Below are 25,639 nucleotides of genomic sequence, written 5' to 3' on the forward strand. Positions count from 1 at the left end.
GCTAACCTCCGAGATGCCAGATCACAGACCAGGGCGGCAGCCGGTCGTCGCTTGCCTCTCCCCAAATCGGCGAGCCCGCGGCGGCTTCGGAACGCGCGATGTCCTTCTCCGAGAGATTGGCGAGGAGCCGCAGCGTCGTGCCGTCGCCCATGCGCCAAAGCGCTGTGAGCAGGCCGTTGTCCGCCGCCTCGGCCGCACCGAAGCTGGCCCCCTTCAGCCGCGGCATGATCTGCTTGCGGCGCAGCGCGAGCAGCTCGCGGACCAGCGCAAGCCGCGCGTCTTGCTGCGGCGTGCGGCTGGTCCAGTCGAGCACCGCCGATTGCAGCGTCGCCGGATCGAGCGGGTCGGGCACTTCGTCGCCGAATGTCTCGTAGGCCCACGCATATTCCCGCTTGCGCCCCTGGCGGACGGCGTCGGCGAGCCCGCCCTGGAAATCACAGAAGAACGGGAAGGGCACCGTCGAGCCCCATTCCTCGCCCTGAAACAGCATCGGCACCATCGGCGCCAGCAGGGTCACCGCGAGCGCGGCTTCGATCTGCTGCGGCGATGCCAGGCTTTCGAGCCGGTCGCCGAGCGGGCGGTTGCCGATCTGGTCGTGGTTTTGCAGGAAGTTGACGAAGGTCGCCGGCGGTAGCTCGCCGCTCGGCTCGCCGCGCGGCTTCTTGCCCCAGAACTCGGAGACCTCGCCCTGGTAGACGAAGCCGGATGCCAGCGCGCGCGCCAGATCGAGGCGCGGCGTTTGATAGTCCGCGTAATATCCGGCGAGCTCGCCGGTCAGCATCACGTGCCAGACGTGGTGATAATCGTCGTTCCACTGCGCGCGATATTTGCCGTTTGGCGGCTCCTGTGCGGCGTCAAGCAGGCTGGCGCGATTGTCGCCGTTCTCCAGCACGAGATGGATGTGGCGTCCCGTCGCCTTGGCGAGCTCGCCGGCGGCGACGCTGAGATCCTGCAGCATCGACTGCTCGCCGGGCATCGCCATGATGTGATTGGCGGCATCCAGCCTCAGGCCGTCGAAACGGTAGTCGCCGAGCCAGGACAGCGCATTCTCGACCGCGAAGGCGCGCACCTGCGGCACGCGATAATCGATCGCGCTGCCCCAGGGCGTGTGCGCATCGGTGAAGAAGGCCGGCGCATAGCGGCCGAGGTAATTCCCCTCGGGGCCGAAATGATTGTAGACGACGTCGAGGAACACCATCAGGCCGCGCAGATGCGCCTCGTCGATCAGCATCTTCAGGTCTTCGGGGCGGCCGTAGGCGCTGTCGGGCGCATACCACAGCACGCCGTCATAGCCCCAGCCGCGGCGTCCGGCGAAATCCGCCAGCGGCATCAATTCCAGCGCGGTGATGCCGGTTGCGGCGAGATGATCGAGCCTGTCGATCATGGCGCGGTAGGTGCCTTCGGAGGTGAAGGTGCCGACATGGGTTTCGATCAGCACCGTCTCCTCCCAGGGACGGCCGCGCCAATCGCGCGCACGCCAGGAAAAGGCGTCGTGGTCGATCACCTCGCTCGGGCCGAAGACGTCGTCGGGCTGGAAAGCCGACGCCGGATCGGGCACGTCGATCGCGTCGTCGATCCTGAACTTGTAGGGGATGCCGGCGGTGAGGCCGGCAATGTCGGCCACGTACCAGCCCTCCTGGCGGCGCTGCATCGCGTGTCGTCGGTCGAGCAGGAGGTCGACGCGGCGGGCGGCAGGCGCCCACAGGCGGAACGACACACCGTCCTTCGTCGGCTTCGCCCCGAAGGATGGCCTCATAGCGCCCCCGCGAAGGCGAGCACGGAGCGCGGCGGCGCCTTGCTGTCGCTTCCAGGCGGGAAGTCGATCGTATTCAGCTTGGCATCCGTCGTGTTCAGGATCTGCTGCCAGCTCTTGTATTCGGTCATTTTTGGCAATTTGAATGCGATCTCTTCGGGGGCGGCGTTCAGTACGATAAAGATCGCGGCTCCGCCCGGTTCCATCGGCCCCATCACGTAGGAGAGGAATCTTCCCTCCGGGAATTTCCAGTCGCTCTCCGTCATCTCGTCGCCGGCAGGCGTCAGCCACAACGCGCCGTAGGATACGCCGTCCGCGGGGCGGCCGTCGAGCCAGCGGTGGCTGCGAAGCTGCGAGAACCGGCGGCGGATCTCGGCGAGATGGGCGACGAAATCGACCATGTCGTCATCCTCCTTGCCGAGATTGTCCCATCCGACCCAGCCGATCTCGTTGTCCTGGCAATAGGCGTTGTTGTTGCCCGATTGCGAGTTGCCGACCTCGTCGCCGGCAAGGATCAGCGGAACGCCCTGCGCCAGCATCAGGCAGGCCAGCACGTTCTTGCGAAGCTGGCGGCGCAGGCCGAGGATCTGGAGGATCGTCGGTCGGCCCCTCGACACCGCAATTGTTGCTGTGGTTGTCGTTGGAGCCGTCGCGGTTGTCCTCGCCGTTGGCCTCGTTGTGCTTCTCGTTGTAGCTGAAGAGGTCGGCGAGGGTGAAGCCGTCGTGCACGGTAATGTGGTTGATGCTGGCGCGCGGCCGCCGTCCATCGTGGTTGAACAGGTCGGACGATGCCGTCATCCGGCTCGAGATGTCGCCGATCAGGCTGCCTTCACCGCTCCAGTAGCGGCGCATGGCGCTGCGATAGCGATCATTCCATTCCGACCATTGCGACGGGAAGGCACCGACCTGATAGCCGCCGAGGCCGAGGTCCCAGGGCTCGGCGACGAGCTTGACGGTCGCCAGCACCGGATCCTGGCGAATTGCAGTCAGAAACGAAATGCCGCGATCGAAGCCGTTGGGCCCGCGCGCCAGCGTGGTGGCGAGGTCGAAGCGGAAACCGTCGACATGGCAGACCTCGACCCAGTAGCGAAGTGAATCCATCACCATCTGCAGCACGCGCGGGTGGGTCAGGTTCACCGACGAGCCGCAGCCGGTGAAGTCGTCGTAATAGCGCGGATTCTCGCGGTTCAGCCAGTAATAGGAGGCGTTGTCGATGCCGCGATAGCACAGCGTCGGGCCGAGGTGATTGCCCTCGGCGGTGTGATTGTAGACCACGTCGAGCATCACCTCGATGCCGGCATCGTGCAGGCGCGCCACCGTGGTGCGGAAGGAATCGAGCGCATTGTCCTGCGCGTAGCGCGGCTCGGGCGCGAAGAAGGACAGCGTGTTGTAGCCCCAGTAATTGACGAGCTTCTTCTCCACCAGAATGCGATCGTCGACGAAGCTGTGCACCGGCAGCAGCTCGACCGTGGTGACGCCGAGCCTCTTCAGATGCTCGATCATCGCCGGCGAGGACAGGCCGCCATAGGTCCCGCGCAAATTCGGCGGCACGTCGTCGCGCTTCTGCGTCAGGCCCTTGACGTGGGCCTCGTAGATGATCGTCTCTTCCCAGGGGATGTTGGGACGGATCTCGCGGCGGCCCCAGTTGAAGGTCTCGTCGACCACTACGGCCTTGGGCATGCCGCGCGCGTTGTCGCGCCGGTCGAAGGACAGATCCTCGCGCGGGCTCCCGGTGCGGTAGGCAAAATGCGCATCGCTCCAGACCAGACGTCCGGCGAGCCGCTTGGCATAGGGATCGAGCAGCAGCTTGTTGGCATTGAAGCGATGGCCGCGCTCGGGCTCGTAGGGGCCGTGCACGCGATAGCCGTAGAGCTGGCCGGGCGAGACGTCGTTGAGATAGCCGTGCCAGACGTCCTCGGTCTTCTCGGGCAGCTCGATGCGCTCGAGCTCGCGGCGGCCTTGCGCGTCGAACAGGCAGAGCTCGACCTTCTGTGCGTTCGCGGAGAACAGCGCGAAGTTGGTGCCGCGTCCGTCCCAGCTTGCGCCGAGGCGTGCGGGCGATCCGGCAGTCAGGCGCATGTGTCAGCTTTCCGGAACGAGGAAGATCGCGGCGAGCGGCGGAATGGTGAGGCGGAGCTCGCCGCCCTCGGCATGGACTTCACCGATATTGCCGACATTGCTGCCGCCATAATGGGCGGAATCCGAGTTGAGCACTTCCTTCCATTTGCCGGCGAAGGGCACGCGAACGCGATAGTTCTGATAGACGTTCGGCGAGAAGTTGACGACCACGAGACAGCGCGCGTGCTCGTCAAATCCCTTGCGCAGCCAGGCGAACACGTTGCGGTTGGCGTCATCCGTGATCAGCCATTCGAAGCCGGCCTGGTCGCAGTCCATCTGGTGCAGCGCCGGCACGGCACGGTAGAGGCGGTTGAGGTCCCGGATCAGCGCCTGGGTGCCGGAATGGTACTTGTATTCGAGCAAATGCCAGTCGAGCGACTGGTCATGATTCCATTCGCGGCTCTGCGCGATTTCCGCGCCCATGAACAGCAGCTTCTTGCCGGGATGGCCGAACATGAAGCTGTAATAGGCGCGCAAATTCGCAAAGCGCTGCCACTCGTCGCCGGGCATGCGGCCAAGGATCGATCGCTTGCCGTGTACGACCTCGTCATGCGAGAGCGGCAGGATGAAGTTCTCCGAGAACGCGTAGTGCAGGCCGAACAGGATCTCGTCGTGATGGTATTTGCGGTGGATCGGATCCTTGCTGATGTAGTCCAGCGTGTCGTGCATCCAGCCCATGTTCCACTTGTAGCCGAAGCCGAGCCCGCCGAATTCCACCGGGCGCGAGACCTGCGGCCAGGCGGTGGACTCTTCGGCCGCCGTGGTCGCCTGCGGGAAGCGGGCGAAGACTTCGGTGTTGAAGCGGCGCAGGAAGTTGATCGCCTCGATGTTTTCGCGGCCGCCATGCTGGTTCGGGATCCACGCACCGGGGGGCCGGCTGTAGTCGAGATAGAGCATGGACGCGACGGCATCGACACGCAGCCCGTCGATGGCATAGCGCTCCATCCAGAACAGCGCGTTCGACACCAGGAAGTTGGTCACTTCGGTGCGGCCGTAATTGTAGATCAGCGTGCCCCAGTCGAGGTGGCGGCCCTGGAGCGGGTTGGCGTGCTCGTAAAGCGCGGTGCCGTCGAAACTGCCGAGCCCGTGCGGGTCGTCGGGGAAGTGACCCGGCACCCAGTCGAGCAGCACGCCGACGCCCTCGCGGTGGCAGGCATCGACCAGGGCGGCGAAATCCTCGGGGCTCCCGAAGCGGCTGGTCGGCGCATAGAGGCCGGTCGGCTGGTAGCCCCACGAGCCATCGAACGGATGCTCGCTCACGGGCAGGAATTCGAGGTGGGTGAAGCCCATGTCGCGGGCGTAGGCCGGCAGCTGTTCGGCCAGCTCGCGATAGGTCAGCCATTCATCGCCGTTCTTGCGCCGCCACGAGCCGAGATGAACCTCGTAGATCGACATCGGCGCCGACAGTGCGTTGATGCCGTCCGGCGCCGGACGCGGCCGCGGCAGATGGGCTTCGTCGAACACGATGGAGGCCGTCTTCGGACGGACTTCGCTCGCAAACGCCATCGGATCGGATTTCAGCGGCAGCAGGTGGCCGTGCGGCCCGATGATCTCGAACTTGTAGTGATCGCCGGCCTTGGCGTGCGGGATGAACAATTCCCAATAGCCAGCGCCGCGCACCCGCATCGGATGGCGCCGCCCGTCCCAGAAATTGAAATCGCCGACCACGGAAACGCGCCGTGCATTCGGCGCCAGCACCACGAAGCCGATGCCGTCGATGCCCTCGAGCCGCATCGGATGGGCGCCGAGCTTGTCAAAGAGCCGCTGATGGGTGCCCTCGCCGAGCAGATAGAGGTCGAAATCGGTCAGGATCGGCGGGAAGCGGTAGGCATCCTCGAATTCGACGACGCTGTTGCCGAATTTGGCGCGCAACTGATAGTGCTTCGAGCCATTGGGCAGGGCGCCGATGAACAGACCGGCATCGTGCACGCGATCGAGCGGCGCGACCTCGCCATGGTCGCCGACCGCCTCGACATTGGAGGCCTCGGGCAGAAACGCGCGCACCACGCTTTTGCCGCCCTCGGGATGCAGCCCGAGATAGTGGAAGGGGTCGGAGTGGCGGCCCTCGATGATCGCATAGGCCTCGGCAGGAAGTTTAGGCATGGGCTTCGCTCTCGGTACTGGACAGAATGCGAAGCAGTCCGGTCAGCGGCGCATGCAGCCCCTCAGGCCGGTGGGACAGCTCGTACTCTACGTCATTGAAGGCTTGATCAAGCAGGAAGAACCGCAGCAGTCCCTCGCTGGATTGCGCATCTGCCGGCCACAGCCGCTGATCGGTCATGGCTTCGCGGTAGGCGGACAGGAAGGTTGCGGTGGCACGCTCGCGCCATTCGTCGAGTGCGGCCGCGAGCCGGTCGTGCTCCTCGGAGGCACCGGTCGGTGCGTGATTGAGGGCGGCGTTGACCGAAACATGAATCGAATGGATCAGGCCGGCGACATCGCGGGCGGCAGGCGCCTTGCGCCGCTTGGCAGCCAGGGGCACACGCGGATCGCCGTCGAAGTCGATGATGAAGATATCGTCCTTCACGATCAGAGTTTGCCCGAGCCGGAAGTCGCCATGATGACGGATGTTCAACCCACCGATCTCGGATGGCAAGAGCCCGCTCAGATGGTCGGAGAGGAGCGTACGCGCCTCCATGAGCCGATCGACCAGCGGCCGGTCCGCCTCCCGTAGGCCCTCGCGGCTCTCGGCCAGCCTTTCGAAGACGCGTTCGGCGCGCGCCTTGAGGTCGGATACCAGCCGCTTGACGTATGCAGAGTCGATCGGCTCCGGAGCGAGATCGACCGGCTCTGCCGCGGCCAGAGCGACATGCAGTTCGCCGAGCCGGCGGCCGATCTGTGCGACGAAGTGCAGATAAAGCGCTTGCTCCTGGGTCTCGCGCAGCGCTTCGCCGATCGGGACGACGCGTTGGTCGTCGATATAGCGGTCGAGATAGCCCGTGGTCACGGTCCAGCCGTCGCCCTGGTTCTCGACATAGGCATGCAGCACGCCGAGCGCGCTGCGCTGGCCGCCTTCGACCAGCTCGACGCTGCCGAGCAGCGCCGGCGTGTTGGCGAAGCGCGCGACCTCGGTGAGATAATGGCCGATCTCGATCTCGGGGCTGACACCGCCTTCGAGCCGGCGGTAGATCTTGGCGACGTACTGGTTGTCGACCAGCGCGGTGCTGTTCGACTGCTCGATGGCGCGGATGCGTTGGGGCTCCTTGATGGTGTAGTCGGCGAACCGGCTGGTCGCCTTGAACTCCAGCCGCAGATTGTTCTCCTCCACCACCAGGTTCTGCGACAGACCCCGCAGGAACAGGCCGATGAAGATTTGGTCGGTCGCGACGTCGAGCAGCGTGCCCTCGCGCGCGCCCTGGCGCACGGCGGCGAGCGCCTTCGGATTGAAGCGCTCGCGATCGAAGCGCACCCATTCGATCTGCATCGGCATCACGTAGCGCGTGGTGACGTCGTTCCGAGTGGTCTCGAAGAACGCGATCCAGGGCCTGTTGTCGCCGATGTCGCTGAACGGCACCGCCGAGGTCAGCGTGGCCTTGATCTGCTTGGGATTGTGCTCGGGATACCACCGCGTCCGTGACAGGAATCCGGGCAGCACGTCGCGCTCGAACACGCCGCGCTCGCGGGCCAGCGACACCCAGTTCGAATTCACCGGCACCACCAGCGTCTCGAATTCCGGCACCGCGCGCGGCGTCACCGGCTCGGACTTGTCGCGCTCCTGAAGCTGGAACCAGTAGAAGCCGTAGGGCCCCAGCGTGATCATGTAGGGGAGTTCGCCGATCGCCGGGAAGCGGGTGCGGCCGAGCATCTCCTGCGGAATGCGGTCCTTCCACGGCGACAGGTCGAGCTCGGTGGCTTGCGCCGCGCGCGACAAATTGGCGACGCAGAGAATCACCTCGTCGCGATATTGCCGGACATAGGCCAGCACGGCGCGGTTGGCCGGGCGGATGAAGGTCATGGTGCCGCGGCCGAAGGCGAGCGTCGACTTGCGGACCGAGATCAGCCGCTTGGTGGCGCTGAGCAGCGACGACAGGCTGCGCGACTGCGCCTCCACGTTGACCGATTCGTAGCCGTAGACCGGGTCCATGATCAGCGGCGCGTAGAGGCGCGCCGGGTCGCAGCGCGAGAAGCCGCCGTTGCGGTCCGGGCTCCACTGCATCGGCGTACGCACGCCGTTGCGGTCGCCGAGATAGATGTTGTCGCCCATCCCGATCTCGTCGCCGTAATAGATGATCGGCGTGCCGGGGAAGGACAGCAGCAGCGAGTTCATCAGCTCGATCTTGCGGCGGTCGTTGTCCATCAGCGGCGCGAGGCGCCGGCGGATGCCGACATTGATGCGGGCGCGGGGATCGTTGGCGTAGGTGGTCCAGAGATAGTCGCGCTCGACGTCGGTCACCATCTCCAGCGTCAGCTCGTCATGATTGCGCAGGAACAGCGCCCATTGGCAGCTCGCCGGAATGTCCGGCGTCTGGCGCAGGATGTCGGTGATCGGGAAACGGTCCTCCTGCGCGATCGCCATGTAGATGCGCGGCATCAAGGGGAAGTGATAGGCCATGTGGCACTCGTCGCCGCGGCCGAAATATTCCTGCACGTCCTCGGGCCATTGATTGGCCTCGGCCAGCAGCAGCTTGCCCTTGGAGTAGGAATCGAGCTCCTGGCGCAGGCGCTTGATGATGGCGTGCGTCTCGGGAAGGTTCTCGTTGTTGGTGCCGTCGCGTTCGCAGAGGTAGGGGATGGCATCCAAGCGGAAGCCGTCGACGCCGGCATCCAGCCAGCGCTTCATCACCTGGATGAGCGCGCTGACCACGCGCGGGTTGTCGAAATTGAGGTCCGGCTGGTGCGAGAAGAAGCGGTGCCAGTAGAACGCGCCGGCCTCGGGATCCCACGTCCAGTTCGACTTCTCCGTGTCGGTGAAGATGATGCGCGTGCCCTGGTATTTCTGGTCGGTGTCGCTCCAGACATACCAGTTGCGGGCGCTGGAGCCGGGATGGCTGCGGCGCGCGCGCTTGAACCATTTGTGCTGGTCCGAGGTGTGGTTGACCACGAGCTCGGTGATGACGCGCAGGCCGCGCTTCTGTGCCTCCTGGATGAAGCGCTTGAAGTCCTTCATCGTCCCGAAATCGGGATTGACCGAGCCGTAATCGGCGATGTCGTAGCCGTCGTCGCGACCGGGCGAGGGATAGAACGGCAACAGCCACAGCGCGGTGACGCCGAGCTCCTGCAGATAGGGCAGCTTCTCGGTCAGTCCGGCGAAGTCGCCGATGCCGTCATTGTTGCTGTCGGCGAAGGCCTTGACGTGCAGCTGATAGATGATGGCGTCCTTGTACCAGAGCTCGTCCACGATCTCGGCAGCCTCGGCTTTCTTGGTGTCGACGGAAGACAGAACATTCATGGCGTGCCCCTTACGCCAGACAGCGGAACAAGAGCGCCGGATCGCGGTCAGGATCGATACGCAACCTGATCCCGCCCCATTCGATGCGGGACTGTTCGCCGGTGAGGAGGTTTTCGAGTGTCGTCACATGGTGACGCTGCCCGCCGGCGTCAACCGTGACGTCGCCGAGCGGCAGCCAGCATTCGCGCGACCGGCCGGAAAGTGCGATCACGATCACGACGGAGTTGGCGGGCTCAGCCGCTTGCTTGATGAAGGCGATGGTCTCGCCGTCGTCGACAGCCAGAAAGCGCAAATTCGCCGTTTGCTGGAGCGCGGCGTTGTCGTTGCGGATGCGGTTGAGGTCGGCAATGTAGGACTTGATGTTGCCGGGCTGGTCCCAGTCGCGCTGCTTGATCTGGTACTTCTCGGAATCGAGATATTCCTCGCGTCCGGGAATCGCTTCGTGTTCGAGCAGCTCGAACCCGCTGTAGACGCCGTAGCTGCCCGACAACGTCGCCGCCAGCGCAACGCGCGACTTGAACGCCCAGGCTTCGCCGCTGTGGAGATGATAGGGCAGCAGGTCGGGCGTGTTGACGAACAGGTTCGGACGATAGAAGTCGCGCTCGGGATAGCGCGTCAGCTCGCCGAGATATTGCTGGAGCTCCCACCGTGACGTGCGCCAGGGGAAATAGGTGAAGGATTGCGCAAAGCCGAGCTTGGCGAGTCCCTTCATCAGCTTGGGCCGCGCAAACGTCTTGGAGAACAGGATCACCTCGGGATGCCGGCGGCGGATGTCGCCGATCAGCCAGTCCCAGAACGCAAGCGGCGCGGTGTCGTGATTGTCGATGGCGAAGATGGTGACGCCGTGGTCGATCCAGAACAGCATGGCGTCGCGAAAGGCGTTCCACAGGCCGACGCGGTCGACCGAGGCGAAATCGGGGATCACGATGTCCGAATAGGGGCCATCCGCCGTCCGCACCGAGCGGTCCGGCCGCCATTTGAACCATTCCGGATGCTGCGTCAGCCAGGGATGGTCCGGCGAGCATTGCACGGCGAAGTCGAGCGCCAGCTCGAGGCCGTATTCGAGACAGGTCGCGACCAGCGCGCGAAAGTCCTCGATGGTGCCGAGCTCGGGATGCAGCGCGTCGTGGCCGCCCTCGGCGGCGCCGATCGCATAGGGCGAGCCGGGTTCGCCTTCGCTCGCCGCCGGCGCATTGTTGCGGCCTTTGCGGCGGCTGCGGCCGATGGGGTGGATCGGCGTGAAATAGAGCACGTCGAATCCCATCGCCGCGATATCAGGCACGCGTGCGATGCAGTCGCGGAGCGTGCCGTGCCGGCCGGGAATCCGGCTCTGGCTGCGCGGCATCATCTGATACCAGGCGCCGAACCGCGCTCTGTCGCGGTCGACGACAAGCAGGAAGGGTTGTGAGCGGGTCAGGTCGGGCCGGGACTGGCTCTCGGCCATGGCATCGCCGAGCTCGGTCGCCAGCAGCGAGGTGACATCGCCGGTCTGAAGATAATCCTCGCATTGTCGGACGATGATTGCCGCCGCGGCCTGCGGCGCGCCGTGGGCCTTGGTCAGGAGGCTGGCACCTTCGAGCGCGTCGAGGTTGACATCGGCGCCCGTTCGCTGCTTGCGCGCGATCCCGTGGGACCATGTGGCGAACTCGTCGGTCCAGGCCTCGATCGCATAGAAATATCGGCCCGGCTCCACCGGTGTGAAAGCGCCGGACCAGCGGTCATTGCCGTGCTGGATCATCGGCTCCCGCCGCCAATCCCGGTCCTGCTCGGGGCGCCAGAGCAGTGCAGCCCCGATCACGGCGTCGCCGTCACGGTAGACATCGGCCCACACCTCGACGCGATCGCCGGCGATCCGCTTCACGGCGAAGCGGCCGCCATCGATCGCGGGATAGACGTCTTCGATGAGGAAAGCGCTGCCGGCTGCGGCACTTTCGACAGTTTGAATTGTCTTGTTCACGGTGATGCCATTGACAAGAAAGCAGGTGACAAGAGAGCAGGGGCCCGTTTCCCTTGTCGGGAACCTACGCTTGATACCCTATATAGAAAGCCGCTTGTATGTCATTAGTTCCCCCTGGGAACGGCAGGCATGGTTTGTGAGTTGACCCAGACTAACGTCTTCCGCTGCCTCGTTAAAATCGATGCCCCCGGCCGAAGAATGGCCTGCAAGCTGCGTGCCGTATGGATCTTTTAGCTCAAGCCCGGATCAAGGGCGTTCAATCCGAATTTATTGATGCGCTTGGAAAGCTGCGGGTCACCGACCCCGCGGCCCTGAAGTCCATCCTCGACGCCCTGCCGGAAAAGCGGGTTTACCGCTTCGTCAACGGGCCGGTCGTGGTCCGCGCGCTCGGACATCCGCGCACGGAATTGGCCGCCATCGGCGCGCCGCCGCTGCAATGGAAATTAACCGCCAACGGCAAATCGACGGCCCAGGGCGAGACACGCGAGCCCGTGATCGCCTGGCCCGCCGGCCTGCCGCTGGGTTATCACCGGTTGACGCTGACCGATGCTGAAGGTGTGACCGAAGAGGTGCCGATGATCGTGGCGCCGGAGCGCGCCTTCGGCGGCGATTTCGACCGCGGCTGGCTGCTCGCCGTGCAGCTCTACAGCGTCCGTTCGGACCGCAACTGGGGCATCGGCGACTTCACCGACCTCGCCGATCTGGTCCGGCTCGCCAAGCAGCTCGGGGCCGACGGCGTCGGGCTCAATCCGCTGCACGTTCTGTTCGACGACCAGCCGTCCGACTGCAGTCCGTATTCGCCGAACAGCCGGCTGTTCCTCAATCCGCTCTATATCGACGTCGAGGCTATTCCCGAATTCTCGGCGGACCTCGTGCCCGACGCGGCGGCGACCGCTGCTCGTCTGCGCCAAGGCGATCGCGTGCCTTACGCCGACATGGCGGCGTTGAAATGGCTGGCCTTGCGCGCCGCGTTCAACAGTTTCGTCGCGAGCGCGAGCCCAGCGCGCCGCAAGGCGTTCGACGCCTTCCGCGCCGCCCGCGCCCCGTTGTTGTCCCGCTTCGCCTGCTTCGAGGTGCTGCGCCATCGCTTCGCCGCGCCGTGGTGGGAATGGCCGGCGGAATGGCAGCAACCGGACGAGGCCAAGTGCGCCGAACTGCGCAATGGACCCGACAAGCGCGAGGTCGAATTCGTCGAATTCGTGCAATGGACCGCGGACAGCCAGCTGCATGACGCCAAGGAGCTCGCCAGCCAGCTCGGCATGCGCGTCGGGCTCTATCTCGACGTCGCCGTCGGCGTGCAGTCCAACGGCTTCGATGCCTGGAACGAGCAGATGGCGATCTCCCGCCATCTCGCCGTCGGCGCCCCGCCCGACGTGCTCAACACTATCGGCCAGGACTGGGGCCTTGCGGGCTTCAACGCCGGCGGCCTGGAGGCGCAATCCTTCGTGCCGTTCGCCGACATGCTGGCGGCCTCGATGCGCCATGCCGGCGCGATCAGGCTCGATCACGTGCTCGGCCTGAAGCGGCTTTATCTCGTGCCGCGCGGCTTCAAGCCGGACAACGGCGCCTATGTGCAGATGCCGTTCGAGGCGTTGCTCGGCGTCGTGGCGCGCGAGAGCGCGGCCCACAAATGCATCGTGATCGGCGAAGATCTCGGCACCGTGCCGGAAGGTTTCCGCGAGATGATGCAGGATTTCGGCATCTGGTCCTATCTCGTCATGATGTTCGAGCGCGACGAGACCGGCCGCTTCCGCAATGTCGAGCATTACCGGCCCAATGCGCTCGTGACGCTGAACACGCATGACCTGTCGACCTATGCCGGCTGGCGCTCCTTCGGCGACCTCAAGATGAAGCGCTCGCTCGGGCTCGATCCCGGCGAGAACGATCAGGCGCGCTGGGATGCGCTCGGCAGGCTCGACGAGATCTTGCGCCAGAACGGCATCAAGGCCAACGACCTCTATTCGGTGCTAGCCTTCCTGTCGCGCACGCCGTCGCGGCTGCTCGCGGTGTCGATGGAGGATCTGCTTGGCGTGATCGACCAGCCCAACATTCCCGGCACGATCGACGAACATCCGAACTGGCGCCAGCGCCTCCCCGTCGCACTCGACAAGATCGCCTCGAAGGTCGACCTCACGGCCTTGCGAGCGGCAACGCGGGAACGTTCGTTGAACGGCGGGAGTTGATCGGCCGGGGCGTCTCAGGCTCGCACGACATTGTCTCAGAGAATCGAGGACTACGCGCTGATCGGCGATTGCGAGACCGCGGCGCTGGTCGGGCGCAACGGCTCGATCGATTGGCTGTGCTGGCCGGCCTTCGATTCCGACGCGTGCTTTGCCGCCATCCTCGGCACCCACAGGAACGGCCGCTGGCTGATCGCGCCGAGCAGTGACGTCACCGGGACATCGCGACGCTATCTCGGCGACACCCTCATTCTCGAAACGCGCTTCGAGACGAAGAGCGGCACCATTGCGCTGATCGACTTCATGCCGCCGCGCGGCAAGGCGTCCGACGTCGTGCGGCTGGTGCGCGGCATCAAGGGCACGGTGAAGATGCGGATGGAGCTCGTCATCCGCTTCGGCTTCGGCGCCGATATTCCCTGGGTGCGGCGGATCGACCATTCCCTGATGGCCATCGCCGGCCAGGACATGACGGTGCTGCGCACGCCGGTCAAGACCCGCGGCCAGGATCTGACCACGGTCTCCGACTTCGAGGTGAGCGCGGGCGAGACCGTGCCTTTCGTGCTGACCTATGGCCCCTCGCATCTCGAGCCGCCCGCGCCGATCGATCCGGAAACTGCGCTTCAGGAGACCGAGGCATTCTGGCGGGAGTGGTGCCGCCATTGCACCCGCGACGGCGATTATCGCGACCTCATCATGCGCTCGCTGATCACGCTGAAGGCGCTGACCTTCGCCCCGACCGGCGGCATCGTCGCGGCGCCGACCACGTCATTGCCGGAGAAGCTCGGCGGCACCAGGAACTGGGATTACCGCTTCTGCTGGCTGCGCGATGCCACCTTCACCCTGCTGGCGCTGATGAACTCGGGCTACACCCAGGAAGCCCTGGCCTGGCACAATTGGCTGCTGCGCGCCGCCGCCGGCTCGCCGGCGAACATGCAGATCATGTACGGCATCTGGGGTCAGCGCCGGCTCCTGGAATGGGAGGCCGGCTGGCTCGACGGCTATGAGGGCGCAAAGCCGGTGCGCGTCGGCAACGCGGCGCATGCGCAGCTCCAGCTCGACGTCTACGGCGAGCTGATCGACGCCTTCCACCAGTCCCGCATGGCCAAGCTCCAGCTCGACGATGAAACGACGTGGGCGCTGGAATGCGCCGTGCTCGACCATCTCGCCGAGGTCTGGGACCGGCCGGATCACGGCATCTGGGAGCGCCGCGGCGAGCCCAGGCATTATGTCTTCTCCAAGGTGATGACCTGGGTCGCCTTCGACCGCGGCATCAAGAGCGCCGAGACCTTCGGCTTGAAGGCGCCGCTGCTGCACTGGCGCACCTTGCGCGAGGCGATCCATCGCGACGTCTGCAGCAGGGGATTTGATGCGGAGGAGAACGCCTTCGTCGAATCCTATGGCTCAAAACTGCTCGATGCCAGCGTGCTGCTGTTGCCGGCCGTCGGTTTTCTGCCCGCGGATGATCCGCGTATTCGCGGCACCATCGCGGCGGTCGAGACATGCCTGATGCGCGACGGCTTCGTGCTGCGGCACGATCCGCGCGAATTGCCCGCAGGGCAGCCGCCGCTCGAAGGCGCGTTCCTGGCCTGCACATTGTGGCTGGCCGATGCCCACGTGCTGGCGGGCGATCTCGACAAGGCGCAAGCCTTGCTCGATCGCGTGGCCGGCATCGCCAACGACGTCGGTCTGCTCGCCGAGGAATACGATTCAGTCGCCCGGCGCCAGACCGGAAATTTCCCGCAGGCGCTGACCCACATCGCGCTGGTCAACACCGCGCAGAATCTGTCCGCGGCAAGGCAGACGAGCGAGAAGCCGGCGATGCAGCGCTCGAAGTGAGAAGGGGAGGTGCGCTCCCTCCCCCGCTTGCGGGGGACGGCGGGGGAGAGGGTGTCTCCGCTGAGCGAGACACCCCCCGGAAGGACAGAGCCCTCACCCGCCGCTGCGCGGCGACCTCTCCCGCAAAGCAAGCGGGAGAGGTGAAACGACTGGCAGCAGGCTCAACCTAACCCGTTCCGCTTCAGGATCATCTCCATCGCTTCCGCAAAGCCGTCCTGCTCGTTGCTCGCGGTGACGTGGGTGGCCTGGTCCTTGACGTTGTCGGCGGCGTTGCCCATGGCGATCGAGGTGCCGCTGACGGCGAACATCGCAAGGTCGTTCTGCATGTCGCCGATGGTGGCGACGGCAGCGGTCGCGATGCCCAGGCGCTTGGCCATCGCCGCGACGAAGGTACCCTTGTCGAAGCCGGGCGGGGTGACGTCGAGATAATAGGTCTGCGACCGTACGGCGTTGGCTTGGCTGCCGAGCGCCTGCTGCATCGCCTTCTCGCAAGCCTCGAGGCGGGCAGCATCGGCGCTGGCGCCGACGATCTTGCAGGCGCTTGCGAGATAGGGCGAAAAATCCGTCACGATGGTCGGGTCCGATCGGATCGTGTGACGCTCATGCGCGACGTATTGTCCGCTCGGGTTGTCGATCAGCCATTGGTCGGTGGTGAACAGCCAGATGTCGGCGCCGAACTCGCGAAGGATCTGCAAGGCGCGCTCGGCGGCGCCGGCCGGGATCAGATGCTGCTCGACCGGCCGCATCTCCGGATCGACGATCGAGGAGCCGTTGAAAGGGCCGACCGGAAGCCAGAGCGCCAGCGGCTCGATCAGGAAGCGCATGCCAATCGCGGGACGGCTGGACGTGATGGTGAAGCCGATGCCGGCCTCGTGCAACCGCTGCACCGCGCCCCTCGCGCGGTCCGTCAGAGTCTTGTCTTTCGTCAGCAGCGTGCCGTCGACGTCGGACACCACGAGTGAGATTTGCGTCATGACAGGCCCTAACGTTGCTTGCGCCTCAGCGGCTCGTGCCGCCCAGTCTCAGTTGCCGGACGATGCCGTCCACGATCGCCTCGACGGTTTCGTCGATCGAAACGGTGATGACGTGCTCGCTCGCCTCCGGCGGCTCCAACGTCTCGAACTGGCTCGTCAGCAGCCCGGGCGGCATGAAGTGGCCTTTGCGGTGCGCGAGCCGTTCGGCGATCAGCTCCCGGGTGCCTTTCAGGAAGACGAAACGGACATCGTCGCGCCCGCGCAGCAGCACGTCACGGTAGGCGTGCTTCAGCGCCGAGCAGGCGATGATGATGTGCTCGCCGCGTCCGCAGACCCGCCCGATCTCGTCGGCGATGGCGTTGAGCCAGGGCCAGCGGTCCTCGTCGGTGAGCGGGTGTCCGGCCCGCATCTTCTCGACATTGCTGGCGGGATGGAAGCTGTCGCCGTCCTCGAAGCGCCAGCCGAGCCGCTGGCCGAGCGCTTCGGCGATCGTGCTCTTGCCCGACCCCGACACGCCCATCACGATCAATGCACAAGGTGCGTCAACGCGGCCCACGAATGCCCTCCGGAAGCGCGGCTCTATCGACCAGCCAGACGGTCTCGCCAGCCGAGCGCGCGCGCAAGGCCGGCAAAGTCTCGCCATTGAGGAGGCGCGTCAAGATCGGTTGCTTGTCGTGCCCGGCAATCTGAAACAGCATTTCGCGGCAGGACGCCAAAGCGGGCAGGGTGAGCGAGACCCGCGGCACGAAAGGGGCGACATTGGCCTTGGGCACCCCAACGACCCAGCGCTCGTTCTCCTCGATTTCGGGGAAGCCGGGAAACAGCGAAGCGGTGTGGCCGTCCGGTCCCGCGCCCATCAGGACCAAATCGAACAGCGGGCGCGAGGGATCGAGGCGGTCGGAGCCGTAGAAGGCCTGCAGCTCGCGCGCATAGGCGGCGGCGCTCTGCTCGGGAGTCTCGGTCGCGGTCTGAATCGGGTGAATGTGGCTCGAGGCTGCATTGCGGTCGAGGAACGTCGCGCGCGCGACCGCCATGTTGTTGAGGGGATCGCTCGCGGGGACGAAGCGCTCGTCACCGATGAACCAGTGTACGCGTTGCCACGGGATCCTGCCGCGCCAGGCCTCGCTGCCGAGCAATTGATAGAGCTTCTTCGGGCTGGAGCCGCCGGTCAGGCAGATCGCGATGCGGTCGGGATTGGCCGCGATCCGTGCCATCACCCGCTCGGCCGCGGCGCGGGCGAGGGCCTCGGCGTCGGCCTCCACGATCAGCTTCGGCTGGCCCGCCGCGGCCATCACGAGAACTTCCGCCAGCTTCGCCCGTCGCGCCGCAGCAGCTCGTCGGCGCATTTCGGCCCGTCGCTGCCGGCTTCATAGGTCTCGATGCCGTTGGTGCCCGCGCTTTTCCAGGCGTCGAGGAACGGCTGCACCGCCTGCCATCCGGCCTCGATGCCATCGGCGCGCTGGAACAGGATATTGTCGCCGATCATGCAGTCGTAGATCAGCGTCTCATAGCCGGTCGAGGGATCGGCCCGGAAATAGTCGCCATAGCGAAACTTCATCTCGACACCGTCGATGGTGACGCTCGGCCCCGGGATCTTGGCGTTGAACTGCAGCTCGATGGTCTCGGTCGGCGCGATGCCGATGGTGAGGAAGTTCTGCGACAGGCGGTCGATCGCTGTGCCTGAGAACATCGACAGCGGCGCCTGCTTGAACTTGATCGCCACTTCCGTGCGCTTGTGCGCCAGCGCCTTGCCGGTGCGCAGATAGAACGGCACGCCGGCCCAGCGCCAATTGTCGATCATCAGCTTCAGTGCGACATAGGTCTCGGTGGTGCTGCCGGGCTTGACTTCCGCGGTCTTGCGATAGTCCGGGATCTCCTCGTCGCCGATGCGTCCTGCGAGATATTGCGCGCGCACCGAATTCCTCAAGGCTTCTTCCTTGCTCGGCTGCTGAATCGAGGTGAGCACCTCGGCCTTCTCGGAGCGCACGGAATGCGCATCGAAACGCGCCGGCGGCTCCATCGCGACCAGCGACATCAGCTGGAACAGATGGTTCGGCACCATGTCGCGGAGCGCGCCGGTCGAATCGTAGAAGCCGCCGCGATGGCCGACGCCGAGCTTCTCCTCCACCGTGATCTGGATGTGGTCGATGTGGTTGCGATTCCAGATCGGCTCGAACATGCCGTTGGCAAAGCGCAGCACCAGGATGTTCTGCACCGTCTCCTTGCCGAGATAATGATCGATCCGGTAGATCTGGTGCTCCTCCATGATCTTCAGGAGCTCGGCGTTGAGCGCGCGCGCCGAAGCGAGGTCGGTGCCGAACGGCTTTTCGATCACCAGCCGCCGCCAGGCGCCGTTCTCCTTCATCAAACCGGTGCGGCCGAGCTCGCGCGCGGTCGGCGCGAACGCCGCCGGCGGGGTGGCAAGGTAGAACAGGCGGTTGCCGCCGGTGCCTTGCGAGCACTCCAGCGAGTCCAGATGCTCGCGCAGGCGGTCGAACGACGGCGGGTCCTTCGGATCGGCCTCGACGAAGGTGACGCATTGCAGCAGCTGTGTTGCGACGTCGTCGTCGACCGGCCGCGTCGCTAATTCGCGCAAGCCCTTCATCAGGCTGTCGCGCAGCTCGTCATCCGACTGACTCTTGCGGCCGACGCCGACGACGCAGAATTTTTTCCGGCAACAGGTTCTCGGCGGCGAGATTGTACAGCGACGGCATCACCAGCCGGTGGGTGAGGTCGCCGGTCACGCCAAAGATGACGAAGGCGCAATTTTCCGGCTTGCGCTTTGGCTGCGGATCTTTTGTCACGAATGATGAGCCTTCGCTTGTTACGTCTTACTTCGGCTTCGGGCCCGGTTGCTTCGGCTCCTTGTGGCCGCCGAATCCCGCGCGCATCGCGGAGAGAATTTTCTCGGCGAAGGTGTGTTCCCGACGGGAACGAAAACGTGTGTAGAGCGCGGCGGTCAGCACTTCGGCCGGTACGGCCTCGTCGATCGCGGCATTCACGGTCCAGCGTCCTTCGCCGGAATCCTCGACGAAGCCGGAATATTCGGACAGCTGCGGGCTGTCCGCGAGCGCGGTCGAGGTGAGGTCGAGCAGCCATGACGGGATCACGCTGCCGCGTCGCCACACTTCCGCGATGTCGGCGAGATCGAAATCGTAGCGGTGATCCGCCGGCAGGGCCTCGATATTGGCGTTCTTGAGGATGTCGAAGCCTTCGGCATAGGCCTGCATCAGGCCGTATTCGATGCCGTTGTGGATCATCTTGACGAAATGCCCGGCGCCAACGGGGCCGGCGTGGATATAGCCCTGCTCGATGCGGGGATCGCGGCCCTCGCGCCCCTCGGTGCGCGGAATGTCGCCGGCGCCGGGGGCGAGCGCGGCGAAGATCGGATCGAGCCGGTCGACCACGGTCTTCTCGCCGCCGATCATCATGCAATAGCCGCGGTCGAGCCCCCAGACGCCGCCCGAGGTGCCGACGTCGACATAGTGGATGCCGCGCGCCTTCAGCGCCTTGCCGCGGCGGACGTCGTCCTGCCAGAAGGTGTTGCCGCCGTCGATGATGACGTCGCCTTCCTGCATCACGCCGGCGATCGTGTCGATCGTCGTCTCGGTGATGTGGCCGGCCGGCAGCATCACCCAGGCCGTGCGCGGCCGCTCGAGCTTCGAGATGAAGTCCTCGAGCGACGCGGAGCCGACTGCGCCGTCGACGGCAAGGCCCGCGACCGCCTTGGCGTCCTTATCGTAGACCACGGTCGAATGTCCCTGGCGTATCAGGCGGCGAACGATGTTGCCGCCCATCCGGCCGAGGCCGATCATGCCGAGTTGCATTGGCAATATTCCTTAGTTCAGCGCGTCGTTGAGCGCTGCATTGAGCGCGGCGAGGCCCTTCTTGAGTTCGCCCTTCAGGTGCACCCGCAGCGCGCGCCGGCCGCGTTCGGTCAGCACGTCGAAATCGCCGCGCGCCTGGGCCGCCTTGATCACGCCGAAGCTCGCCTTCTGGCCCGGCACCTTGAGATCCTTGGCGTCATCGGCGGTGATCTGGAGGAACACGCCGCTGTCGGGTCCGCCCTTGTAAGCCTGCCCGGTCGAGTGCAGGAAACGCGGTCCGAACTCGGCGCAGGTCGCGACATGCCGCTTTTCGCGCACCTCCAGCCGCATCGCCTGCAGCGCGTCGATCGTCGCCTTGTCGCGCGCGATGTAGCCGAGCAGCGCGACGTAGTCGCCGTCGCTGGATCGCGACAGATGCGCCTTCAGCCAGGAGGCGAGGTCGCCATTGGCGCCGGCGGCGCGCAGCGCCGTGGCGTTGGCCTCGTCGGTGTAGAGATCGGCCTCGTCGGTGCTGATCACCGGCTGCTCTTCCGGCAGCGCGCCGGTCTTCTCGAACGAGGCCGTGAGCTCACGGGTCTTGATCTTGGCCGCTTCCACGTCCGGCTGGTCGAACGGGTTGATGCCGAGGATCGAGCCCGCCACAGCCGTTGCCATCTCGAAGCGGAAGAACTCCTGGCCGAGATGGTCGATCGACTTCATGACGATGCGCACCACGGGATGGCCGGCCGCTTCGATGGCGGCGAGCTTGGAATCGTGGGCGGCGTCCGCTTCGCCCTCGACGCGGATGTCGATGAAGAAGCGGTCGTTGCCGTAAACAGAGGGGTCGCCCAGCGGCTCGCCCTCGATCGGGATCAGGCCCTTGCCTTCCTTGCCGGTCGATTCCGCGATGAGCTGCTCGGCCCAGGCGCCGAAATCGGCGATCTTCTTCGAGGCCAGGATCGTCACCTTGTCGCGGCCTTCGAGGCCGGCCAGGCCCATGGCAAGGCCGAGCTGCACGCCCGGGTTTTCGCTTGGCGGCACGTCCGGGCCGCAGGAGCGGGCCATCGAGAGCGCATGCTTGACGAAGGTCTTGACGTCGATACCGGCGGTTGCGGCCGGTACCAGGCCGAACGGCGACAGCACCGAATAGCGGCCGCCGATCGACGGCTCGCCGTGGAAGATGCGGGCATAGTTCAGCTTCTTCGCCGCCTTCTCCAGCGATGAGCCGGGATCGGTCACCGCGATGAAGCGGTGGCCGGTCTTCACCTTCGCACCCACCGCCTTGGCAACCTGCTGATGGAAATAGTCCTTCATCGCGTTCGGCTCGGTGGTGCCGCCGGACTTGCTCGAGACGATGAACACGGTGTTGGCGATGTCGATCTTCGCCTCCATCGCGCGGACCTCGGCCGGGTCGGTCGAATCCAGCACATGCAGCTTCGGGAAGCCGGGCTTCTTGCCGAAGGTCTCGGCCAGCACCTCGGGGCCGAGGCTCGATCCGCCCATGCCGAGCACGACGGCGTCGGAGAATTTCTGCCCCTTCACGCGGCCCGCATAATCCTCGTAATCGGCGACGTCGGCCTTGGCGGGGCTGTCGAGCCAGCCGAGCCATTTGTCCTCGTCGGCGCCGGTCCAGACCGACTTGTCGCGCTGCCACAGCCTGCGGATCTTGGCGGACGCCCGCCATTCCTCCGTGCTCTTGGCCACCGCCTTGCCGAGGCCGTCGCCCAGCGAGAGAAGCTGCCGATCGAGTGCGGGGGCGAGCACGGTGGCGCGCTTGTGGGCAACCGCGCCGTAGAGCTTGTCGGCGGCGTCCGCGAACAGCTTGACGCCGTCCTTGACCAGCTCCTCGGTGATGGCGTCGAGCGAGATGCCGGAGCGCTCCAGCTCCTCCAGCACGCGCCTGGCGTCATCGACGTTCTCCTCCAGGCTGTCGCGCGGCTTGCCGTGGTCGCGGAATGCGTCCAGCGTCGCCGGGGGGACCGTGTTGATGGTGTCCGGGCCGATCAGCTCCTCGACATAAAGGACGTCGCTGTAATCCTTGTTCTTGGTGCCGGTCGAGGCCCACAGCATGCGCTGCGGCTTGGCACCCTTGGCGGCGAGCTTGTCCCAGCGGGGACCTGCGAACAGGCGTTTGTAGTCCTGGTAGGCGACCTTGGCGTTGGCGATCGCGACCTTGCCCTTCAGTGCGGCGAGCCGCTCCTTCTCTGACGGGTCGTTGGCGCGGGCGATCTTGTCGTCGAGCTGCTTGTCGACCACGGAATCGATGCGGCTGACGAAGAAGCTCGCCACGCTCGCGACATAAGCGGGGTCGCCGCCGCCGGCGACGTATTTCTCGAGCCCGGCGATGTAGGCTTCGGCCACCTGAAGGTAGACCGCCCTGGAGAACAGCAGCGTGATGTTGATGCTGATGCCCTCGCCGATCAGCGTCTCGATCGCCGGCAGGCCCTCGGGCGTCGCCGGCACCTTCACCATCAGGTTCTTGCGGTCAACGTCCTTCCAGAGCCGCCGCGCTTCGGCGACCGTGCCCGATGTGTCCATGGCGAGATAGGGCGAGACCTCCAGGCTGACATAGCCGTCGCCTCCCTTGAGGCGGTCATAGACCGGGCGGAGCACGTCGGCGGCGTTCTGGATGTCCTCGACCGCGACAGCCTCGAACAAATCGGCCACGCTCCGGTCGCCGCGCTTCAGTGCCTTGCCGATCGGGGCATCGTATTCGTCCGAGCTGCCGATCGCCTTCTCGAAGATCGAGGGATTGGAGGTGACGCCCTTGACGCCGTCGGTGTCGATCAGCCGCTTCAGGTCGCCCTTGGCGATGAAGCCACGGGCCAGGAAGTCCAGCCAGACGGCTTGTCCGTGCTTTTCCAGTTCTTTGACGGGATTCATGATGCTTATTTATCTCCAAGCCTGCGGGCGAGGGGTTTCCGCGCCAGTCCTGACGCGCTATCCTCTAGCGTACATGCTCCCGGGAGGGAACCAATCAAGGGTACAGGCGTCCTACCCTCCGGTGTAACTCCGCCGCGATCATGGCGATCCCGGCGGTAGTAGCCCTGTTGCGTAAAAAGTCGTCGGCCGAAAGCGCGGCAGAGTCCAGTCGGCAACGTCGGTTCGCCCTGAATTCGATTGCCGAATTTCTGCTGACCGGCGCCGCGGCCACAACATGATCGTGCTGACGCCGACGCCCGACTTGAAGCGGCCATTCCGCCGCATCGTCAACTTGACCGCGCAGAACGATCGGAGCGTCCATCCGGTCCGACGACTTGGCAGTCGATTCGATACAGTGCTGCGTGGCGACACGCACCCTGCGCACCGCATTGCAGCAGGAAGATGAACGCGGCTCTCAAGGCGGCGCTCAAGGCTTCGCCGTACAAGCGTCATAAGATCGCCGCTGGCGCATCGCTATGCTGCAACGCCGGATGAGTGCATCCCCGGTAAGGCCCGGATGTTGCGACCAAGTGACATTTTCTGGAAATGAGCCAATATAGACGGAGATTCGCACAAAATACGGGCAGGTGCCTGTTCGTAACTCAACGAGTGCCTACGTTGTGCGTTGCGTCGTGTCGGCACCCGGGTGTCCAATGATCGTCATGTGCTCACGCTGATTCGAAAACGGCCTGAGGAACGGTCCGGTAACTGCTTTCGTTTCAGCTTGTAGCGGAACTCACGCGGAGAGGGATCATGTACAACGATTCTCTATTCAACGCTTTCGCTCGGTCGTTCGAGGCGAGAAGCCAGCACGACCTGTCGATGGCGGAATATCTGGAATCGTGTCGAAGCGATCCCATGAAATACGCGAACGCGGCCGAACGATTGCTAGCGGCGATCGGTGAACCTCAGACGATTGACACGGCCAAGGACCCACGCCTTGGCCGTATTTTTGAACCGCACGATCCGGACCTATCCGGCCTTCGCCGGGTTCTACGGCATGGAAGAAACCATCGAGCGCATCGTTGGTTTCTTCCGTCACGCGGCGCAGGGCCTCGAGGAGCGCAAGCAGATTCTCTATCTGCTCGGGCCGGTCGGCGGCGGCAAGTCTTCGCTGGCCGAGCGGCTGAAGTCGCTGATGGAAGTGCATCCGATCTACGTGCTCAAGGCCGGCGATGAACTCTCTCCGGTGTTCGAGAGCCCGCTCAGCCTGTTCGATCCCGATCAGCTCGGTCCGATGCTGGAAGAGAAATACGGCATTCCGCGCCGGCGTCTCACCGGCTTGATGAGCCCGTGGTGCTACAAGCGGCTGGAAGCCTTCGGCGGCGACATTTCCCAGTTCCGGGTCGCCAAGATCCAGCCGTCGCGGTTGCGCCAGATCGCGATCGCCAAGACCGAGCCCGGTGACGAGAACAACCAGGATATCTCTTCGCTGGTCGGCAAGGTCGACATCCGCAAGCCTCGAGACCTACGCCCAGAACGATCCCGACGCCTACAGCTATTCCGGCGGCCTCAACCGCGCCAACCAGGGCGTGCTCGAGTTCGTCGAGATGTTCAAGGCGCCGATCAAGATGCTGCATCCGCTGCTCACCGCGACGCAGGAAGGCAACTACATCGGCACCGAGAACATCGGCGCGATCCCGTTCACCGGAGTGATCCTGGCGCACTCCAACGAGGCCGAGTGGGCGAGCTTCAAGGCCAACAAGAACAACGAGGCCTTCATCGACCGCATCTGCGTGATCAAGGTGCCGTACTGCCTGCGCGTGACCGAAGAGCAGAAGATCTACGAGAAGCTGATCCAGGGCTCCGAGCTCGCCTCGGCGCCGTGCGCACCCTCGACGCTGGAGACGCTGGCGCGGTTCTCGGTGATGTCGCGCCTGCGCAAGCACGAGAATTCCACCCTGTTCGGCAAGATGCGGGTCTACGACGGCGAGAGCCTGAAGGAATCCGATCCGAAGGCGCGCAGCGTCCAGGAATATCGCGATGCCGCCGGCGTCGACGAGGGCATGGACGGCGTTTCCACCCGCTTCGCCTTCAAGATCCTGGCTGCGACCTTCAATCACGATCCGCAGGAGGTTGCAGCCGACGCGGTGCATCTGATGTACGCGCTGGAGCAGGCGATCCGCAGGGAGCAGCTGCCGGAGGAAGTCGAGAAGCGCTATCTCGAATTCATCAAGGCGGATCTGGCGCCGCGTTATGCCGAGTTCATCGGCAACGAGATCCAGAAGGCCTATCTGGAATCCTACTCGGACTACGGCCAGAACCTGTTCGATCGCTACGTCGACTATGCCGACGCCTGGATCGAGGACCAGGACTTCAAGGATCCCGACACCGGCCAGCTGCTCGATCGCGAGCTTTTGAACCAGGAGCTGACGAAAATCGAGAAGCCGGCAGGCATCGCCAACCCCAAGGACTTCCGCAACGAGGTCGTCAAATTCTCGTTACGGTCGCGGGCCCAGAACGGCGGCAAAAATCCGACCTGGACCTCCTACGAGAAGATTCGCGACGTGATCGAAAAGAGGATATTCTCGCAAGTCGAGGACCTGCTTCCGGTCATCTCCTTCGGGTCGAAGAAGGACGGCGAGACGGAGAAGAAGCATGGCGAGTTCGTCGCACGCATGGTGGAGCGTGGCTACACCGAGCGTCAGGTTCGCCGGCTCGTCGAATGGTACATGCGCGTGAAGCAGGCCGGTTGAGGCGGATG

The 25,639-nt window shown here is 65.0% G+C and carries 11 protein-coding genes and 3 pseudogenes; 3 read left to right on the plus strand and 11 right to left on the minus strand.

Going from position 1 to position 25,639, the window contains the following annotated elements; all coding sequences use genetic code 11:
* Window position 1: 1 nt before the first annotated feature.
* The 5 genes and pseudogenes from treZ to ACETMP_RS30115 all read right to left on the minus strand — a co-directional run bounded on the left by treZ (window position 2) and on the right by ACETMP_RS30115 (window position 11,217).
* Window positions 2-1,756, minus strand: a complete 1,755-nt coding sequence (treZ, locus tag ACETMP_RS30095; RefSeq protein ID WP_375158974.1) for a malto-oligosyltrehalose trehalohydrolase — start codon at window positions 1,754-1,756, stop codon at window positions 2-4.
* Window positions 1,753-3,832 (minus strand): annotated as a pseudogene (glgX, locus tag ACETMP_RS30100) (glycogen debranching protein GlgX). Before glgX ends, treZ begins: the two are co-directional and overlap by 4 nt.
* 3 nt (window positions 3,833-3,835) lie before the next feature.
* Complete coding sequence (gene glgB, locus ACETMP_RS30105; RefSeq protein ID WP_375158975.1) at window positions 3,836-5,974, minus strand: 1,4-alpha-glucan branching protein GlgB; 2,139 nt, start codon at window positions 5,972-5,974, stop codon at window positions 3,836-3,838.
* The gene (treS, locus tag ACETMP_RS30110) at window positions 5,967-9,260 is read right to left on the minus strand and encodes a maltose alpha-D-glucosyltransferase (protein ID WP_375158976.1); all 3,294 of its coding nucleotides are present in this window, start codon (window positions 9,258-9,260) and stop codon (window positions 5,967-5,969) included. The genes glgB and treS overlap by 8 nt, the downstream gene beginning before the upstream one ends.
* A 10-nt stretch (window positions 9,261-9,270) precedes the next feature.
* Complete coding sequence (locus tag ACETMP_RS30115) at window positions 9,271-11,217, minus strand: maltotransferase domain-containing protein (RefSeq protein WP_375158977.1); 1,947 nt, start codon at window positions 11,215-11,217, stop codon at window positions 9,271-9,273.
* 221 nt (window positions 11,218-11,438) lie between these two features.
* Here ACETMP_RS30115 and malQ point away from each other — a divergent pair, with 221 nt between their 5' ends.
* Window positions 11,439-13,400: a 4-alpha-glucanotransferase gene (gene malQ / locus ACETMP_RS30120; RefSeq protein WP_375158978.1), complete on the plus strand. Its 1,962-nt coding sequence runs from the start codon at window positions 11,439-11,441 to the stop codon at window positions 13,398-13,400.
* A gap of 30 nt (window positions 13,401-13,430) precedes the next feature.
* Window positions 13,431-15,233, plus strand: a complete 1,803-nt coding sequence (locus ACETMP_RS30125; protein WP_375158979.1) for a glycoside hydrolase family 15 protein — start codon at window positions 13,431-13,433, stop codon at window positions 15,231-15,233.
* 161 nt (window positions 15,234-15,394) lie between these two features.
* Here ACETMP_RS30125 and ACETMP_RS30130 read toward each other — a convergent pair whose 3' ends face one another.
* The 6 genes and pseudogenes from ACETMP_RS30130 to ACETMP_RS30155 all read right to left on the minus strand — a co-directional run bounded on the left by ACETMP_RS30130 (window position 15,395) and on the right by ACETMP_RS30155 (window position 22,896).
* Entirely contained in the window at window positions 15,395-16,207 is an 813-nt protein-coding gene (locus tag ACETMP_RS30130) for an HAD family hydrolase (RefSeq protein ID WP_375158980.1), read from the minus strand.
* Window positions 16,208-16,232: 25 nt separating this feature from the next.
* On the minus strand, window positions 16,233-16,763 hold the full coding sequence (locus ACETMP_RS30135) for a gluconokinase (protein WP_375158981.1): 531 nt from the start codon (window positions 16,761-16,763) through the stop codon (window positions 16,233-16,235).
* A complete protein-coding gene (pgl, locus tag ACETMP_RS30140; RefSeq protein WP_375162029.1) occupies window positions 16,750-17,499 on the minus strand; it encodes a 6-phosphogluconolactonase in 750 nt (249 codons plus the stop codon). Before pgl ends, ACETMP_RS30135 begins: the two co-directional genes overlap by 14 nt.
* Window positions 17,499-19,011 (minus strand): annotated as a pseudogene (gene zwf / locus ACETMP_RS30145) (glucose-6-phosphate dehydrogenase). The gene pgl and the pseudogene zwf overlap by 1 nt, the downstream one beginning before the upstream one ends.
* A 27-nt stretch (window positions 19,012-19,038) precedes the next feature.
* Entirely contained in the window at window positions 19,039-20,034 is a 996-nt protein-coding gene (gene gnd / locus ACETMP_RS30150; RefSeq protein WP_375158982.1) for a phosphogluconate dehydrogenase (NAD(+)-dependent, decarboxylating), read from the minus strand.
* Between the two features lie 12 nt (window positions 20,035-20,046).
* A complete protein-coding gene (locus ACETMP_RS30155) occupies window positions 20,047-22,896 on the minus strand; it encodes a bifunctional transaldolase/phosoglucose isomerase (RefSeq protein ID WP_375158983.1) in 2,850 nt (949 codons plus the stop codon).
* A 792-nt stretch (window positions 22,897-23,688) separates the two neighbouring features.
* On the opposite strand from ACETMP_RS30155, the pseudogene ACETMP_RS30160 reads away from it, so the two are divergent.
* A pseudogene (locus ACETMP_RS30160) lies at window positions 23,689-25,631 on the plus strand (PrkA family serine protein kinase).
* Window positions 25,632-25,639: the final 8 nt, after the last annotated feature.

It is taken from the genome of Bradyrhizobium dasycarpum (assembly GCF_042019905.1).
Lineage (GTDB): Bacteria > Pseudomonadota > Alphaproteobacteria > Rhizobiales > Xanthobacteraceae > Bradyrhizobium > Bradyrhizobium japonicum_B.

What these genes read in the sequence shown, in the direction of transcription:
- treZ (WP_375158974.1), bottom strand. Translation starts at nt 1,756, where the DNA reads ATGAGGCCATCCTTCGGGGCGAAGCCGACGAAGGACGGTGTGTCGTTC.
- glgB (WP_375158975.1), bottom strand. Translation starts at nt 5,974, where the DNA reads ATGCCTAAACTTCCTGCCGAGGCCTATGCGATCATCGAGGGCCGCCAC.
- treS (WP_375158976.1), bottom strand. Translation starts at nt 9,260, where the DNA reads ATGAATGTTCTGTCTTCCGTCGACACCAAGAAAGCCGAGGCTGCCGAG.
- malQ (WP_375158978.1), top strand. Translation starts at nt 11,439, where the DNA reads ATGGATCTTTTAGCTCAAGCCCGGATCAAGGGCGTTCAATCCGAATTT.
- ACETMP_RS30130 (WP_375158980.1), bottom strand. Translation starts at nt 16,207, where the DNA reads ATGACGCAAATCTCACTCGTGGTGTCCGACGTCGACGGCACGCTGCTG.
- pgl (WP_375162029.1), bottom strand. Translation starts at nt 17,499, where the DNA reads ATGGCCGCGGCGGGCCAGCCGAAGCTGATCGTGGAGGCCGACGCCGAG.
- gnd (WP_375158982.1), bottom strand. Translation starts at nt 20,034, where the DNA reads ATGCAACTCGGCATGATCGGCCTCGGCCGGATGGGCGGCAACATCGTT.
- ACETMP_RS30155 (WP_375158983.1), bottom strand. Translation starts at nt 22,896, where the DNA reads ATGAATCCCGTCAAAGAACTGGAAAAGCACGGACAAGCCGTCTGGCTG.